14 protein-coding genes are annotated in these 16,495 nt (G+C 45.3%); 3 read left to right on the forward strand and 11 right to left on the reverse strand.

Annotated features, from left to right (window positions below; all coding sequences use genetic code 11):
• Positions 1-594: 594 nt before the first annotated feature.
• Positions 595-1,533: a LysR family transcriptional regulator gene (locus tag K0625_RS16580; RefSeq protein ID WP_220110712.1), complete on the reverse strand. Its 939-nt coding sequence runs from the start codon at positions 1,531-1,533 to the stop codon at positions 595-597.
• 152 nt (positions 1,534-1,685) lie between these two features.
• Between K0625_RS16580 and trmL the strand changes: the two genes are divergently transcribed.
• Entirely contained in the window at positions 1,686-2,150 is a 465-nt protein-coding gene (trmL, locus tag K0625_RS16585; protein ID WP_220110713.1) for a tRNA (uridine(34)/cytosine(34)/5-carboxymethylaminomethyluridine(34)-2'-O)-methyltransferase TrmL, read from the forward strand.
• 20 nt (positions 2,151-2,170) lie between these two features.
• On the opposite strand, the gene K0625_RS16590 is transcribed toward trmL, so the two are convergent.
• The 7 genes from K0625_RS16590 to K0625_RS16620 form a co-directional block, all read right to left on the reverse strand.
• Positions 2,171-2,692 (reverse strand): hypothetical protein, encoded by a 522-nt coding sequence (locus K0625_RS16590; RefSeq protein ID WP_220110714.1) that lies wholly within the window; start codon positions 2,690-2,692, stop codon positions 2,171-2,173.
• Entirely contained in the window at positions 2,673-3,308 is a 636-nt protein-coding gene (locus tag K0625_RS16595) for a hypothetical protein (protein WP_232847147.1), read from the reverse strand. Before K0625_RS16595 ends, K0625_RS16590 begins: the two co-directional genes overlap by 20 nt.
• Positions 3,309-3,400: 92 nt before the next feature.
• Positions 3,401-4,846, reverse strand: a complete 1,446-nt coding sequence (locus K0625_RS16600; RefSeq protein WP_220110716.1) for a M16 family metallopeptidase — start codon at positions 4,844-4,846, stop codon at positions 3,401-3,403.
• Entirely contained in the window at positions 4,843-6,174 is a 1,332-nt protein-coding gene (locus tag K0625_RS16605) for a M16 family metallopeptidase (protein ID WP_220110717.1), read from the reverse strand. Before K0625_RS16605 ends, K0625_RS16600 begins: the two co-directional genes overlap by 4 nt.
• 46 nt (positions 6,175-6,220) lie before the next feature.
• A complete protein-coding gene (locus K0625_RS16610) occupies positions 6,221-7,528 on the reverse strand; it encodes an amidohydrolase (protein ID WP_220110718.1) in 1,308 nt (435 codons plus the stop codon).
• A 259-nt stretch (positions 7,529-7,787) separates the two neighbouring features.
• Entirely contained in the window at positions 7,788-8,423 is a 636-nt protein-coding gene (locus K0625_RS16615) for a class I SAM-dependent methyltransferase (protein WP_220110719.1), read from the reverse strand.
• A 43-nt stretch (positions 8,424-8,466) separates the two neighbouring features.
• Positions 8,467-8,823, reverse strand: coding sequence for a hypothetical protein (locus K0625_RS16620; RefSeq protein WP_220110720.1), 357 nt, complete (start codon positions 8,821-8,823; stop codon positions 8,467-8,469).
• Positions 8,824-9,139: 316 nt separating this feature from the next.
• Between K0625_RS16620 and K0625_RS16625 the strand changes: the two genes are divergently transcribed.
• On the forward strand, positions 9,140-11,251 hold the full coding sequence (locus K0625_RS16625; RefSeq protein WP_220110721.1) for an EAL domain-containing protein: 2,112 nt from the start codon (positions 9,140-9,142) through the stop codon (positions 11,249-11,251).
• A gap of 240 nt (positions 11,252-11,491) precedes the next feature.
• Here the strand turns inward: K0625_RS16625 and K0625_RS16630 are convergent, their stop codons facing one another.
• Together K0625_RS16630 and K0625_RS16635 are read right to left on the reverse strand one after the other, a co-directional pair.
• On the reverse strand, positions 11,492-12,085 hold the full coding sequence (locus tag K0625_RS16630; RefSeq protein ID WP_220110722.1) for a tRNA-uridine aminocarboxypropyltransferase: 594 nt from the start codon (positions 12,083-12,085) through the stop codon (positions 11,492-11,494).
• A gap of 158 nt (positions 12,086-12,243) precedes the next feature.
• Entirely contained in the window at positions 12,244-13,446 is a 1,203-nt protein-coding gene (locus tag K0625_RS16635; protein ID WP_220110723.1) for a multidrug effflux MFS transporter, read from the reverse strand.
• A 107-nt stretch (positions 13,447-13,553) separates the two neighbouring features.
• On the opposite strand from K0625_RS16635, the gene K0625_RS16640 reads away from it, so the two are divergent.
• Entirely contained in the window at positions 13,554-14,510 is a 957-nt protein-coding gene (locus tag K0625_RS16640) for a LysR substrate-binding domain-containing protein (protein ID WP_220110724.1), read from the forward strand.
• A gap of 44 nt (positions 14,511-14,554) precedes the next feature.
• On the opposite strand, the gene K0625_RS16645 is transcribed toward K0625_RS16640, so the two are convergent.
• Positions 14,555-16,426, reverse strand: a complete 1,872-nt coding sequence (locus tag K0625_RS16645) for a methyl-accepting chemotaxis protein (protein ID WP_220110725.1) — start codon at positions 16,424-16,426, stop codon at positions 14,555-14,557.
• Positions 16,427-16,495 lie beyond the last annotated feature (69 nt).

The raw sequence follows: 16,495 nt of genomic DNA on the forward strand, positions 1-16,495 counted from the left end.
CATGTTTTTTATCCTCTATTACTTCGCTAAAAGTTAGAGTTCAATTAACATGAGTAGATATTCAGGCAAAGCCTAATTGATGATAACCACCTACTGAAGTAGGTGGTTTAGGGCTGAAAACAAAAAAAAGCATCCCTGTGGGATGCTTTTTTGTTTTTTTGCCTAACATGAATGCAGACTTGTTAGGCTTATCAAAGTTACCCTAGGGTAGCTTTATTGGTATCCGATAGTGTTCGCAAGAGTCGGATTGAAAAGTAGTCCGGTCGAAGCTTCTAATAGCAATGCCTCAGCACTGTCGAATCCGGCTCAGCCAGCGGAGCGGGCTAATGACGAACTCCCAGTTGATTGAGTCTTCGTTATATCAATGAAAACCTCGACCTAAACTGCTAAGTTCACCCTAGCAAAAAAATGTGACCTACGTCAAACTTTCTTCAAAATTGGGTCAAAGTAAGACTTACTCGTATTTAGAATTAGACTCATTTTTGTATGCTTCAGCACAACTCTTGTTGAGTTGATAACTGAAGTTGCAAGCTTCAAACACATTTCCAAATGACAAACCAGCCAGAAGCTAAAACAAAAGAATGTATTAAGCCTTCATTCGAAGGCTCTCAGCTTGATGGTAAACCCCACTATCTGCTCATACAGCCAACGCAATGCAGGGTCATTCATACTCTGCCTGTGCCACACCAAACTATAAGCGACCTCACCATAATCAAAGGGCAGAGGCTTAGTCACTAACCCATCAGCTTGAAAAGCGTTTTCAGCCCAACGTCGAGAGCAAGTGAACAGCAGTTCACTGTGGTGACACATTAAAGCAGCACTACCAAAATCAGCCACAGATATGGGCACGGCTCGGCTGTACTCTTGCTGCGCAAGTTGCATCTCAAAGAATGGGGTATTGAGATCGGTATCGCTAATACCGACATGACTGTAGTTTAGGTAATCATCGATAGAGAGCTTCGACTTAATAGCAAGTGGGTGCGAAGCACTCATTAAGCACACCATCTCATCGTTAATCAGCGCCTCCCACACTAACTCGTTACGGGCGATAGGAGGTTGGCTTAAGTCGTGGGGTAAGATAATAAAGTCCAATGTTCCTTTTACCAGTCCATCGAAACCAACCGTATTTTTAGAGTGGATATCCAAACGAATATTCGGAGCTAAGTTAAGCACATGGGCGCTCAATTTGGCCGCAAGCAGTTCAAAGGTGCTCTCACGCATCGCCAGAGAAAAGCTGCCCTCATATACCGCCGGATTAAAAACCTCCTGAGTCATGATCTGATTCATGTCGTTGATGATCTGATGCACTGCGGGGCCTAAACGGCGGGCTAACTGTGTTGCCACCAACTTGTTGCCATGACGATAGAACAGCTCATCATCTAGGTTCAATCTTAACTGGCTTAAGGTTTTACTGACCGATGACGGGCTTAAGCATAGTCGCTCGGCACTGGCGGTTACACTTAAGGTGTCTAACATGACATGCAGGGTGATCAGATGTTTCATGCTGATCCGTGAGAGTTTAGCGAGATCCATACCTGTTTTACCCCATTTACCGCAAGGTCGATTCCACCGATGAAATATAAACAGATACGTCAATTGATACAAACCCTGATATGGGATCTATCCCATATTTTACGTATAATCACGGCTCATTATTTTATAGGCAGATTTATAGGCAGATCCGCATGTTTCATATCGCACTCTATGAGCCAGAGATAGCTCCAAATACAGGTAACATTATTCGTCTTTGCGCTAACAACGGCTGTCAGCTGCACCTCATCGAGCCTTTAGGTTTCGATCTGGAGGAAAAGAAACTGCGCCGAGCAGGTCTTGATTATAATGATCTCACTCGTGTGACCCGTCATAAAGATTTTGAGAGTTTTCTACAGGCTATGGAAGGTAAGCGCATTATGGCCTGCACCACTAAAGGCAGCCGTCATCACACTGAGCTGAGTTTTGAAAAAGAGGATGTGCTGCTATTTGGCCCTGAAACTCGCGGCCTGCCCATTGAGATCATAGAGTCATTGCCAACCAGTCAGCGACTAAAGATCCCCATGACACCTAACAGTCGCAGTTTGAATCTTTCCAATGCCGTGGCGATTATCAGTTATGAAGCTTGGAGACAGTTAGGATTTGAAGGGGCGGTCTAAGCATTTTAGCTTAAAGTAGTTCACTGCTCTGCGGCTGGGAGCATCTCTATTCCTCGATAGAAGAGGTAGCTATCTGTGTCATCATCTAAGTATTGGATATTTTGCAACCAGAGCCAGCCAACCTCCTTTTGATCGAATCTGAGTTGAATCATTGCTGGACGACTATTCAACTCTCCCTCTCCCAACAAGGAATAACTCCCTTGATGATGATACAGGCTAAATAGCTGACTCTTGTCTTCATCAACGCCGTCAAAATAGATAAGAGAGATGGCCTCTCCCCTAGCCCTAAACCACCATGTTTCACTTAAAGGATGCTTAGCACTGGGGTTGACGGTGAAAATGAGCTGACGTCGATCATCTGAACAGTTAGCGTTAATCTTGGTCTGGACCGGTTTCTGTTTTGGCTTAGCCGAACTTCCCTGCCACTGGCCATCAAGTGCACTGCAAAACTCGTTAAAATTTGCCCTCTCGGCCCATGACGTCATGGGGAAACATAAAAATAAACAGCAAAGTAATCCGTATTTAAAACAACTCAATATCATCTTCAGCCTCTTGCTGATACTCCTCTTTATAAAGCTTTAATGCTTCATGAACAGGCGTTCCTTTAAGAAGAAGATCAAACATCTTCCTCTCACAGTCAAGAGAATAACTCTTCTGAATCCCCTCCTGCAGCTCCTTCCATGCATCTTGAGATGTACGACGCTCTTTACTGCTTAGCACCTCCTCCATCAAAGCTAAGCCCATGATCACATGTTGAAGACGTTGTGATATACGATCGTAGAACTGAAAAGCCACCACTCCCTCATTCACTTTATCCACCAAAATGGTGCTATGTGCCATCACGAGAACGGGAGTATCGCTATGGGTAGATAGGAACTCATTTACCTCACCAAGATGGTCAGCCATATCGGTAAACAGTGCTCCCAAGTTAGTCACATTATGTTCACCGTCGGTCAATGACAGCTCTATCTGTGCCATGGCTAATATCAATACTTTTATACTTTCCCTGATATGACACCAATCAATAGCATCATCACCTTCGAAAGCGTGTATGTTCTCAAACATACTATCTGAGCTTTTAGTTACCACGTCTTTCTCCAATCCTTCATCTCTTTGAATTAAAGTGTAGAACAGCAAAGCAGAAATAACAGGATCCATAAATATCACTGATAAAAATAAAAAGGCTTGAAGCGATATCACTTCAAGCCTTCTCTTACAACTAGCTGATAACAGCTAGCAATGAGTCATCATTAGCCGCCAAATCCAACCGCTTCAATATCCACTTGGGTCATTTCGCCATATTCACTTGCAATATGTTTAATTTTTTCGGCGTTACCGATTAAGACAAACTGCAGATTCTTCTGAGGGAAATACTTCCCAATAAGCCTCTGAGTTTCCGCTAAAGTTAGGCCATCTACGTTGGATTGAAAGTCATTGATAAAGCTGTCATCAAAACCATACAGGTACATATCTGAGAGTAAGCCTGCTAATTGACCACTGGTCTCATATTTAGGCGGGAACTGGCCTTTCACATACGCTTTTGCCGAGTCCAGCGTCTGTTGGTCGATCCCAGTTTCCCATAATCTAGCATAGGTTTTTAACGCCAGATCTATGGTTTCTTTAGTGGTTTCAGTCTTAGTAAAGGTGCTGATTTTAAATACTCCACCTTCTGAATAAGCAACAAAACCTGAACGGGCACCATAGGTTAAACCTGCATTCACCCTTAACTCATCATTGAGCCAGGAGGTAAACCTGCCCCCTAAAATAGTGTTGATCACCTGTAGGCCAACATAGTCTGGGTTATCTCTGGCGATCCCTTTGCCGCCAATAAGAAAGGTCGACTCAACAGCATCGCCTTTATTCACCAACAAAACCTGACTCTTATCTAACTTAGGCTGCGCTGACTTTAGTTCAGCTTTAACAATCGGCTCTGACCCCTTCCACTGACCAAATAGTGCCTCTATCTTAGCCTTCATCTGGGCGGCATCGAAGTCACCCACTAAGGTAATGGCGGTATTTGAAGGTTGATAATAGCTTTTATAGAAAGCCCTTAACTGTGAAGCCTCAAGTTCTGCAAGTGAACTGCGATTACCAGAACTGACATTTCCATAGGGATGCTTACCGAAGATCAGCTTATCAAAGTAGCGGCTAATCACAGAGCGAGGGCTCTCTTTAGCTTGAGATAGGCCACCAATCTCACGCTGGCGGAGCTTTTCAAACTCCTTCCTATCGAAATTAGGGGAGAGCAGCAGGTTTTGAATAAGAGGTAACATAGTCTCGCTATCTTTTGCCATAAAATCGACTTCCAGGTAGCTCCCCTCTTTACCCGCACCAGCATCAATAGAAGCGCCTAAGAAATCGACCATCAACTCGATTTCACTCTTGCTCTTTCCGTTCGAGCCCAATAACAGACTCTTTGCCGTCATACTGGCAACACCCGCAGTAGTATCATTGACGGCTCCCGCCCTGACAACGGCATTAACGGTAATAAGTGGCACCTCTTTTTGCGGCATAAGATAGAGGGTCAAACCATTGTCTAACACATACTGCTCGTAGCTTGGAACATTAAAGCTTCCGGTATCGACCACCTTGTTAGGAGCCGTACTAGTACAAGCCGACAACATCAAGATGCTACCCAGCGCCATTGCAACCATCAGCTTGTTTGAACGATTAGATAGATTAGTTAACGTGTTCATTCATCAGCTTCCTCTGTAGCGGCTAAAACAGCAACGGTGCGATTTGCACGGCGTAGATAGGTTTGTGCAACTCGCTGAATATCAGCGGTGGTGACTTTGTTATAAGCCTCTGGCGCATTAAACAGCTTATCAAAACTCCCAAAATAGAGCTCATAAGTACCGATCGTATTCGCCTTACCGTTAATCGTCTCCATCGAACGATAGAACTCCATCAACTTAATATTTTTTACCTTTTCAAGCTCCTGCTCAGTCACGCCATCACGGGAAACTCTGTTAATTTCAGCAATGAGATTCAGCTCTAACTCTTTAGCCGTCACCCCAGAATTTGCCACAGCCATAACATAAAACAGGTTAGGATCGATTGCCATAGGCAGGTAAGCCATCACCTCTAATGCCAACTGCCTCTCAACCAAAGATTGGTAAAGTCGTGAGCTATTGCCTGTCGATAAAATATTAGAGAGCAGATTTAACGCATAGTAATCTTGATGAGAGGTGGCTGGAACATGGTAGCCCAACATCACATTTGGTGTACTGACAGAGGCTTTCTGTACAAACACCCTACGCTCACCCTTCTGCAGTGGTTCGACTGTTTTCACCTCTTTAGGTGGTGCCTGTGAAGGAATAGGCGCAAAGTATTTGTCAGCCAAAGCTTTCACTTCCGCCAACTTCACATCACCCGCAATAACCACAACCGCATTATTCGGCGCGTAGTAAGTTTTATGATATTGAACCAGGTCGTCTAAGCTCCAAGCTGCAATATCAGACTCATGGCCAATCACAGACCAGCTATAGGGATGCGCCCTAAAAGCGGCCCCCTTTAGCTCCTCTTGCAGGGTGCGCCAGTTAGAGTTTTCCAAACCTGTGAGACGCTCAGATGCCACCACGCCGCGCTCACTCTCCACCATCTTGGCATCGATATCTAACTTGCCGATACGATCGGCTTCGAGATCGAAAATCGTTTCAATGGCGTTTGAAGGAAACCAGTCGGTATAAACCGTTAAGTTCTCTGTGGTGTAAGCATTATTGGCGCCACCGGCTGCCTCCATGGTTCGGTCAAACATCTTGGGTCCATATTTTTCTGAACCATTAAACATCATATGTTCAAAAAAATGGGAGATACCTGTGATCCCAGGTACCTCATTACGTGAACCAACTTTCCAAAATAGGTACATGTTTGCATTGGGAATTGACGCATCCTCCAACACCATTATTTTCATGCCATTATCCAGCGTAAAGCTAGATATATCTTTCGCTTCAGTTGCCTGTACAGCCGCTGAAGTAAACAATACTCCCGCCGCCATCACCAGCCCAGTTAATCGACCGATCATCTGCTACTCCCTTATTCATCAATATCTAAAAATTTATCGCCACTTACTACAAGGACGTCACCGCGAGCTGGGTCAAGGCTTCAACCCCCACCACTAACGCACTCTCATCAACATAAAATCGAGGCGAGTGATTACTTGGTGCCGTCGTATGATCAGTCCCCTTAGGTGTGACCCCTAAAAAGAAAAATAGACCAGGGGTTTCCAGCGCATAGTAGGAGAAATCCTCCGCTCCGGTGATCAAACCGGGCTCAATCAACATCTCATCACCTACCACACCAGCCAAAACAGGCTTCATCTGTGCTACCAACTCGGGGTTATTGACCGTCACAGGATAACCTTGGTCAATTTTTGTTGTCGCCGAAGCGCCCATGCTTTGCGCTATCATGGTTGCAGAGTTAGCGAGTCTTAACTTAATATCCGCGCGTATATCCTGATCGAACGTGCGTATTGTGCCTATCAGCTCCACCTCATCGGGAATAATATTTGAGCGTATGCCACCATTAATGGCACCAAAACTGACAACAGCAGGCGCTGCTGTCACATCAACCTGACGACTGACAATGGTCTGCACCCCATTGATGATCTGTGCCGAGGTCACAATAGGATCGACACCATTCCAGGGACGAGAACCATGGGTTTGCTTACCGTTAACTGTGATAGTAAAGGAGTCTTCACTTGCCATGGCAGGTCCAGCACGCAGGCCGATCATCCCTGTTGGCATACTAGAGGTAACATGGAGACCGAATATCTTTTCCGGTTTTCTGTTGGCAAACAGCCCCTCTTTAAGCATCAACTCAGCACCGCCCTCCTCACCTGCTGGCGCGCCCTCCTCTGCAGGCTGGAAAATAAACATCACGTCACCGCTTAACTGCTCTTTTATCTTCACTAGGTTTTGTGCCACTCCCATTAAAATTGCAACATGGGTATCGTGACCACAGGCGTGCATAACACCGACCTCTTGACCCCTATAGGTGTCGGTGGCTTTAGAGGCAAAAGGCAGATCCACCTCCTCTTTAACAGGCAATCCGTCCATATCAGCGCGCAGCGCAATTAAGGGGCCGGGTTTGCCCCCCTTCAATATGCCAACCACACCGGTATGAGCAATATTACTAGTCACCTCTAAACCTAATGATTCCAAGTGTTGCTTAATCACTTTACTGGTACGAAACTCTCGGTTAGAGAGTTCAGGGTGTTGATGCAGATCCCTGCGCCATTCGATCACCTGATGTTCGATATCTTGGGAAAGTTGTTTTACATCGATTTCGCTATCAGCTTGCACCCCGAAAGCACAGGAGAGTGCCGCTCCAGCTAGCAGTAATTGCTTAGATGCCGCAATCAAGTCAGATCTGTTCATCACTATAATCCCTTATGAATTGTTATTGTCATTTATAGCGTTACAAGGTCAGCGCCACTCAGCAGAGGCTAACCTTGCCTAAAATTCAATCCATATAAGAAGGTAAATAGAGTGTAAAATCAAGCTGCAAATAAAGATAAGATTGTAACTGAATGCTGACAAAAGCCACTCAAATAAGGGCGGTGGTGACTTTCGAGAAAAGCTGAGGATAGTGTAAAGCCGTTACCATCACCTAAGTGAGAGGCGATGACTGCTATAACTAATGTTTATGAAAAAAGACCACATCTGAGTCGACAGTCTCTAAACGCCAACCAAACTGCTTAGCGATCCAATCGAAGGTCTCCATTGAGTAAAAGCAGATATGGGTTGGATCTCCCTTATAATACCACTGGCCAAACTCCATCTCTTTCTCTACAAGCTTAGTCATCACCACTAAGATCCCACCCGGATTTAGCAGTCGTTCTAAGCGCATTAACAGCGATTTGGGCTCGGCAATATGCTCAATCACCTCGGTCATGGTAATAAAGTCATAGGTGCGTGCTAGATTTTGTGGGACATTGTGATAATAGAGGTCATAGTTTTCCATCGCGAAGCCTGCTTCGGCTGCCATCACACTGATTGTGGGACCCGAACCACAACCAAAATCTAACCCATCAGCTCCCTGTGGTAGTTGACTAAAAAGTGGATTAACGGCTCTGCCAAGAAACTCGCGATACCTCATATCCTGAGGATCATTCCTATGCTGATCATAAGTCTCCTTCTCCTGCTCATCACACAGCAGATAGTGTTTAGGCACGACCACAAGATGGCAATTATCGCACCTTAGATAAACTCTCTTCTTGTCTTGGTGAAAGTGAGAGAGTTCATCACACTCACATAGGGGGCATAGACTCACAATATCTCCTATCAGTTAATAAATAATACCAATCAGTATAAGGTTAAGGTTTGTGAATTTTTCGCTCTTTCGCTGCGGCTTCTTTGGCTTCTCTAAGGTACTTATCCTGACGTGACTCACGTTCATGAAACTGTTTCTGCGCTTTCTCTCTCTGCTCAGCTTCCCAATCCCCAGACTCCTGCCGCTTTAAAATCTTCTTCTCCCGCGCTTGGGTATCACGAGCAGCCTCTTTCGCCTTCTGTAGCTGCTCTGACTCAAGAGCTTGTGAAAGCTTATCCGCCGCATCGGCTTTTTCACTTAAGCTCAATTTATCTTTAGCCAGCAACGTACTGGAAAAAAACAAAGTTGTGAGTATTAATACTGGGAATAACTTAAGCCAATTATTGATCGAAAACTCCATCTTTCTCTCCTAAATAGTAATATAATCTTAAACTTAGTTAACTCTATACATAAAACGAAATTTGAATAAGTTTCCCCGAAACGGTTCAAAAAGATGTATAAAGAGAGTGTTTTACCCATAAACCATAGATGATTAATCTGCTTTTTATCGATAATGCAGATGCAAAACAGGTATTCCCATTTGTTATACAGAACAAATCAGGTTACTTTTAACACTAAATCAATCTTATTCTAATAAATACGTTGCATGCATCACTGAATTTTGGCCTAAATTTCCAAATAATAGGAAATAGGACTTGTGACTAGGAAGCATTAAAATGACATCGTGGTCCACTTTATTGTCTAAGCTTACTTCGAGTAAGCCAAGCTTAATTTACCAACTTAATCTTTGGCAGCAAGAAGATTCACCTCCATTAGCCTTAATTCAAGATCATCAATTTATCGGTGCTAATTCGGCCGCGCTATCCTATTTTCAAACTCAATCAGATGGCTTTATTCAAGCTAGCCCGTACGACTTCTCGCCTCGCATTCAATCATCAGGGCGAAGCAGCGTAGAGTATACTCGACAGATGATAGAGCAAGCGTCTAAAGGCGATATCACAGAGTTCAACTGGCACTACATTAGTCGACAAGGAACAGACCTTCCCACTAAGGTAACTCTATTTCCATTTAAGCTCGATAAGCTTAATGTGCTCATTGCACAATTTGAATCGAAAAATCGACGTAGCCGAACCAGAGTCAAAGCCAGCAACGGCTTAGATACGCTACCAAAAGAGTTGATGTCACTGATTTTAGAAGATAATGCGGAAGCTGTGTATATCACAGATAGTGCTCACTCTATCCTTGCGGTAAATAAAGCCATGTGTCGTATCTGTGGCTATAGTAGCGAGCAGTTGATCGGTAGCAAAACAGATCTTATCAATATCGATGATCACCCACTGAACGTAACAGCCGAGTATAACAAAGCCATTGAGGAGCGTGGTAATTGGCAAGGAGAGGTGTGGAAGCTCAGATCTGATGGCTCGCAGTTCCCAGCTTGGAAAAGCTGCCGTAAGCTCACGGTTGAAAATCAGGTCTATTTTGTCACCATCTTTAGTGATATCAGCTCTAAAAAGCAGTTGGAGAGTAAACTCACCGAACAAGCTATGTTCGACTCCCTCACAGGGCTACCTAATCGATTCCATCTCAAAAAGCTGCTAAATCAAGCGATAAAACAGACAAAAATGAGTCCCGATACACTTGGGGCTGTGATGTTTCTCGATCTCAATGGCTTTAAAAACATTAACGACTGTTTTGGCCATGCTACCGGTGACAAGGTACTGCAATTGGTATCGGCTCGATTAGAAGCCAGTTGTATCGAAAATGCTGAGATTGCCCGCTTAGGTGGCGATGAGTTCACCTTAGTCGTGCAAAACTGCACAAGCCGCCAGGAGATAGAGGCGCTCTCTAAGCAGATCATGTCTCTATTTGATACTCCGTTCGAAATAGACGATCAAAAGCTCTATCTGGGCACCAGTATTGGTATTGCGCTGTTTCCAGAGCACAGTAACCACGCAGATAAGCTACTAAGCCTTGCAGATACTGCGATGTACAGCGCCAAAAAGAGTCCTAGCCACCTACTCTTTTACGATAAAAAAATGCATCAAGAGGCTGAACAGAAGCTCCACACGCTAAGTGAATTGCGCCATGCCCATAACCTAGATCAGTTTAAGCTGGCCTATCAAGTCATCGTCAATCTAGAGTGCAACTCACTCATAGGCGTTGAAGCACTGTTAAGATGGCAAAAGCCCGATGGTAAAGTGATTAATGCCAGTGACTTTGTTCCCCTGCTTGAAGAGACAGGCCTACTTATCACTATAGGTCAGTGGGCTATGCAGCTGGCTTGTGAACAGATGCTAGAGTGGCGAAAGTACTCACCTGATCTGAAAGTCTGCGTCAATATCTCGCCGATGCAGCTTGAACATCATGACTTTGTACAACAAGTCACACAGGTACTCCAATCCAGTAAACTACCAGCCGAAGCCTTGGTGCTTGAAATTACCGAGCTTGCCCTATTAAGGCAGCCTGAGACCGTGACAAAAACCTTACTCGCCCTCAAAGCGCTTGGTGTCAGTATCGCCATTGACGATTTCGGTGCCGGACTCTCATCATTAAGTAAGCTGGGCACCCTTCCCATTGACAGCTTAAAGATAGATGCAGGCTTTGCCCAAAGACTCAGTGAGCCGCAAGGTAAAGAACTTTGCCAAGCGATGATACAGTTAGCTCAAGCATTGGATATCAGCTTTGTTGTTGAGGGAGTTGAAACCCAGCAGCAAAAAGAGATATTAGAGAAGATGGGCAAAGGTTTTGGCCAAGGTTTCTTCTTCGGACATCCAGAAGATGCGGCTAAGTTTACTTTAGATAACTTCTCCAGAGACAAAACAGCTTAGCCCTAAGATAAAGACTGTTTTATTAAAGAGGGAAAGCTGTGTCAGTAGCCACTAATAAATTACTGGTACTGCCTCCCTGCATGGACAGTTAACTAACACAGCTTTCACATCACCTGTCATACAGATGATTCCTTATATTAGATACTATTTAATCTAAAATAAGCGTGATCAGAATATTATTTCACTCATAACAGACTGATATACATCACAGTAACGCCAATTGTATAAACCAATCAGACCTTACTCGTAGCGTTTTCTTACCTCTAGAGGCATAGAGCGAATACGCTGCTGAACCATAGCGTCTAAGGCGTTGGTTAACGGGGTGATCTGCAGATCAGGTTCAATGGCTTTCAGCATCATGGCCGCCGCTTCCAATGTCGATAGACTGTCCGCTCTACTGGCTTTGCGTATCTTATAATTGGATGCCGATGTCAGATCTAGATGCAGCGCGGGGTAGCTCTGTAACCAAGGATTTAACTGCAGCAGTTTATAGGCTTTTCGCCAGGTACCATCCAGCAGTAGTAGTACAGCTTGATCGGTAAAACTTGTCTCGGCAACATCAGAGCTCGAATCCGACGGATAAACCAGAAAAATAGGCTTACCACAGCTATCAAGATAGTGACGTAATGCTTGAAAATCTTGCGGCGTTTCTCCCACATAAACTTGTGTCTCGGGGATCACCAACTCCATCAAGCGTACACTATTTTTAGCATGGCCCACTTCACTAGGATCCTGCAGCACAATCAGCTCTGTCGATACCTGCATCCGTTCAATACTCGAGCACAGACAAGCGTTTAATGGGTAATGGCATTTAGGGCAAACGGGACGCGCCACAGCACTCTCTTCTATCAATCATGAATGTCGACAGTTTATACCAATCAATATAAGAAAGTGATATTAACGTGAGCAAAAAAATGCCCACTTCCTGTGGTTAGCAGTCAGCGGGCAAAGGGTGTCTCGTTTAAACTTAAAAGTCGCTCTCTATCTCTAACTTAATGAGCGTACTGCTCTTGATGCCAGTGATCGAAGCGTGACATCGCCATCACAATAAGTAAGCCAGAAGTCAAGGCGCCCATCACAACTGCGACCGCATAGGGAGCGGTCAGCTCCGTTTGCTGTACTAGACCGGCGATCAAGGAAGCGCCACTCATCTGAATAAAGCCTAATATCGCCGTTGCCGTTCCCGCTCGCTCGCCGAAGGCTGCCAGTGCCATGCTAGTTGCAGGACCCAATAAAAGAGCAAAGCCAATACAAAGCAACATCATAGGTAACATAAAGCTAAATGCAGCCGCTAAGCCTTGAGTCGGCCCAACTCCTTGCAATAACACTTGAATAAGCGCTGACGCTAGCATAGTAACCAGAGCCAGTATTACAGTCGGACGGTTACCTAATCGATTGATCACCATAGGCGCTGCAAAGCAGGCTGCGATATTAACGACCGCATTGAGTCCAAACAGACCACTAAAGGTCAATTCTGATACGCCCAAATTATCGATAAGCCAAACAGGTGCATATGAAACATAGCTTAAAATTGATGCCATACCAGCCATACAACACAGTGCATAGAAAACAAAGTGAGGCTCAACAAGCACTGGCTGATAGCGTGACCAACGATAGAGTGGGCCAGTCGTTACCGTATTGGCAGGACGAGTTTCAGGAAGGCGATAGCCAATCAAGATCATCATCACAATGGCGTAAAGTGTCATAAATACGAAGGTTGAACGCCAACCAAACTGCAGAGCGAGTAAGCCACCTAATGTAGGCGCTAATGCCGGAATAACACAGATAACCCCATTGAGATAACTATAGTAACGGGCTCCCTCTTTAGGCGTAAAGCAGTCGCGAACGGCACTAAACACCACTATCGAGGTGGAGCAAGCAGCCAGCCCCTGTAGTACCCTTGCTATCTGTAACCAGTGGAACTCCATAGCAACAGCAGCCAATATGCTACTGGCGATATACAACAACACACCACCCAGTGCGATTGGACGACGACCAAAACGATCCGCTAAGGGACCTATCACTATCTGACCCACACCCATCGCAAACAGGAAAAGAACTAAAGTTGACTGCACATCGCTGGCAGACACGGCAAACTCAGTGGCCATAGCAGGCATAGAGGGTAGATAGATATCGATGGCTAAAGGACTTAACACCACCATAGACATTAAGATAGGTAACAGATTACGACGCATGGGTTCTCTCAAGATGGAACAATTTTCAATAGAGAAATTTTAACTGACTCATGTTATGAACAGAAATGGTATAATTTCAAGAATGAATTTCCTTTTAGGAATATCTAATGAGTTTAGATAATTTATCGAGAATAGATCTTAACCTGCTGGTTATTTTGCAGGTGCTACTTGAAGAGCAAAGCGTGACTCGTGCGGCTAGCCGTCTTCATGTGAGTCAATCGGCATTGAGTAAGAGCCTTAATCGTTTGCGCGAAGCCCTTGGCGATCCTCTGTTTATTCGTACATCCCACGGACTCAAGCCCACCTCACACGCCATGCAGCTCGGCACTAAGTTACCCGATATGCTGCAGGGACTCTATCAACTCACACAACCTCCTAGTTTCGTGCCCGCAAGCAGTGATCGTCACTTCTCATTTGCCATGGTAGAGAGTGCCTATGAGACCTTACTCCCCTACTTTATCGGGCCTATTCTCAATAATGCTCCTAACCTAAAGCTGGATAGTTATGTGTGGATGGAGCAATCGATACAGTCACTTCAGAGTGGTCAGATAGATTTTGGAATATCAGGGCGAGATCTCCATCCCCAATCAGACTTCCAGATAGATCACTTGCCAGATGGTATCGCGCACCAAACCCTGTTTACCGACCATCAGGTCTGCCTTGTTAGAGAGGAGCACCCTATTCTTGCCGCCGTAGCCGCAAAGCAGTGGGACCTTCAGGTCTATCTTGAGATGTCTCATGTGCAAGTACGTTGTGAAGGTAACGACTGGTGGGCGCTGGATTATCATCTCGCCGAGCTGGGGCATAGACGCAGATTGAGTACCACAGTGCCTGACTTTTACGGCGCAGCAAGTGTATGTGCCCATAGCGATCTTATCTTTACACTCCCCTCTAGCTTTGCTCGACATGCCATAAAGCTATATCCACTCATGGAGTTGGCATTGCCGTTTGAGTTTATTCCACTAGCTTATGTGTTGCTGTGGCATGAGAGAAATGATGAGGAGCCAGGGCACAGATGGGTTAGAGAGACTATTTGTAAGAGTGTGGCCAAGGCCTTTAACTAAAGATGAGCCTGATATCAGGCTCATCTAATACTACTTTTACTACTTTATAGAATAAAAGTGGCGACCTTAGCGTTTAAATCATTGGCTCTTTGCTTAAGCTGTTGAGCATGCTCCAATGTATCCATGGCCGAACCAGTAATATCATCGGTGACATCTTTAATCGCTATGGTATTTTGGGTGATCTCAGCGGTCACCTGAGTCTGCTCCTCTGCCGCTGTCGCTATCTGTCCCGCCATATCAGAGATAAGTGACACAGCTTGAGTTATCTCCTCTAATGCCAGTGCTGCCTCATCGGCATCATTCACACTATTACCCGCCAACTCCTGACTGGTTTGCATCAGCTGTACCGCTCGTGCCGTCATCTGCTGCAGGGTATCTATGGTAGCGTGGATCTCTTGGGTTGAATCTTGAGTTCGACGAGACAATACACGTACCTCATCAGCTACCACAGCAAATCCGCGCCCCTGCTCTCCCGCTCTGGCAGCTTCAATCGCAGCATTGAGTGCTAACAGGTTAGTCTGCTCTGCTATCCCTTGAATCGTCGACAAGATCCCTGAGATTGACTGGGCATGTTGACTAAGATCACCAATTACTTCCGTTGCTAGAGTCACTTCGCTGGCCAGAGAGTTAATCGAGTGACGTGTCTGATCAACCTGATTCTTTCCCTGCTCACTGCTCGATGAGGATTGCTGAGCAGCCGTGGCTGTATTTTCGGCATTTGATGCAATCTCCTGCGTGGCACTGGCCATCTCTGTCACCGCGGTGGCAACCATGGCCACCTCCTGCTGCTGTCTCTGCAACTCCTGTACAGCAGCCTGATTCGTGTTTAGGCTTCGCTCAGCATCGAGATCCAGCTCAGTTGCCAACTGACGAATATGAGTGATAAGTTCATGTTGGCTACCTACGAAGCGGTTAAAACTCTCAGCAAGTACGCCCACTTCATCTCGACTTTCTACCTCGATTCTCTGGGTCAAATCGCCATTACCATCGGCAATTTTAGCCAGCGCCTGTGACACTTTGGAGAGTGGCCCCAGCAAGATATTCACCAACGCAGAGATAGCTAATACACTGGCAATTAAGATAATAAGAGACAGGCCTAACTGCTTAATCAAGAGTGAAGATAACGGCGCTTCAAGTGTCTGCTTATCCAACACCAATACCAGTTCCCAATCGGTATCAGGAATAGTCACGCCCCAGAGTAACTTTTCGCGGCTTTCACTTTCAAAGTAAGCTGGCGTGAAAGCATTGCTTGATTGACTCATCGCTGGCAATCCATGTGATAGTTCATTATCAATCTCATAAGCTGGGCGCATCGCTTTACCCGTATCTTTATAAGCGATAACGGTACCATCTTTGTGCATTAGCACAGCATAGCCATCAGCTGGGAGCGCCATGCGCTCAATATCATCGACAATGCCCGCGATCGGCAGATCTCCACCTACAACACCACCTGTGGTTGACTGTGCCAGCGTCACAACCTGAATATTATAAGCGACATCAACATAAGGCTTAGTCACAATTAAGCCACCTTGATTCATCGCTTCCCGGTACCAACCACGGCTGCGAGGGTCATAACCATCACGGTTAATCGATGGATCTGAGTCATACATCACGCCATCGTTTGAACCAAAATAGGTCAGCTCAAACTCTCCCGATACCTGTGCCTGCTTTAAAGGGTTAAGCGGGTTATACAGAGATTGCGAGCCTAAGGCTTTGATTATGTTTTCACGAACAGCAAACCACTGTTGAATATTATGGGCTTGTTGACTCCCCAGCCTCTGAACCTGCTCTAGACTGCTCTGCTGTAGTTGCTCCTTCTGGCTCAAATAGCTTTGCCAAGAGAGCAAAACGATCACTAGCGAGAGTGCGATAACGACAGAAAACAAGATTTTTTTCTTAAGCGAGTGAGATTTCATAATTTATCTGCAGATAAGTGAGATTAACGAACGGACATGGAGCGACTACCAATCAATATAAGCCCCATA

This window comes from Shewanella nanhaiensis, assembly GCF_019457885.1.
Classification (GTDB): Bacteria; Pseudomonadota; Gammaproteobacteria; order Enterobacterales; family Shewanellaceae; genus Shewanella; species Shewanella nanhaiensis.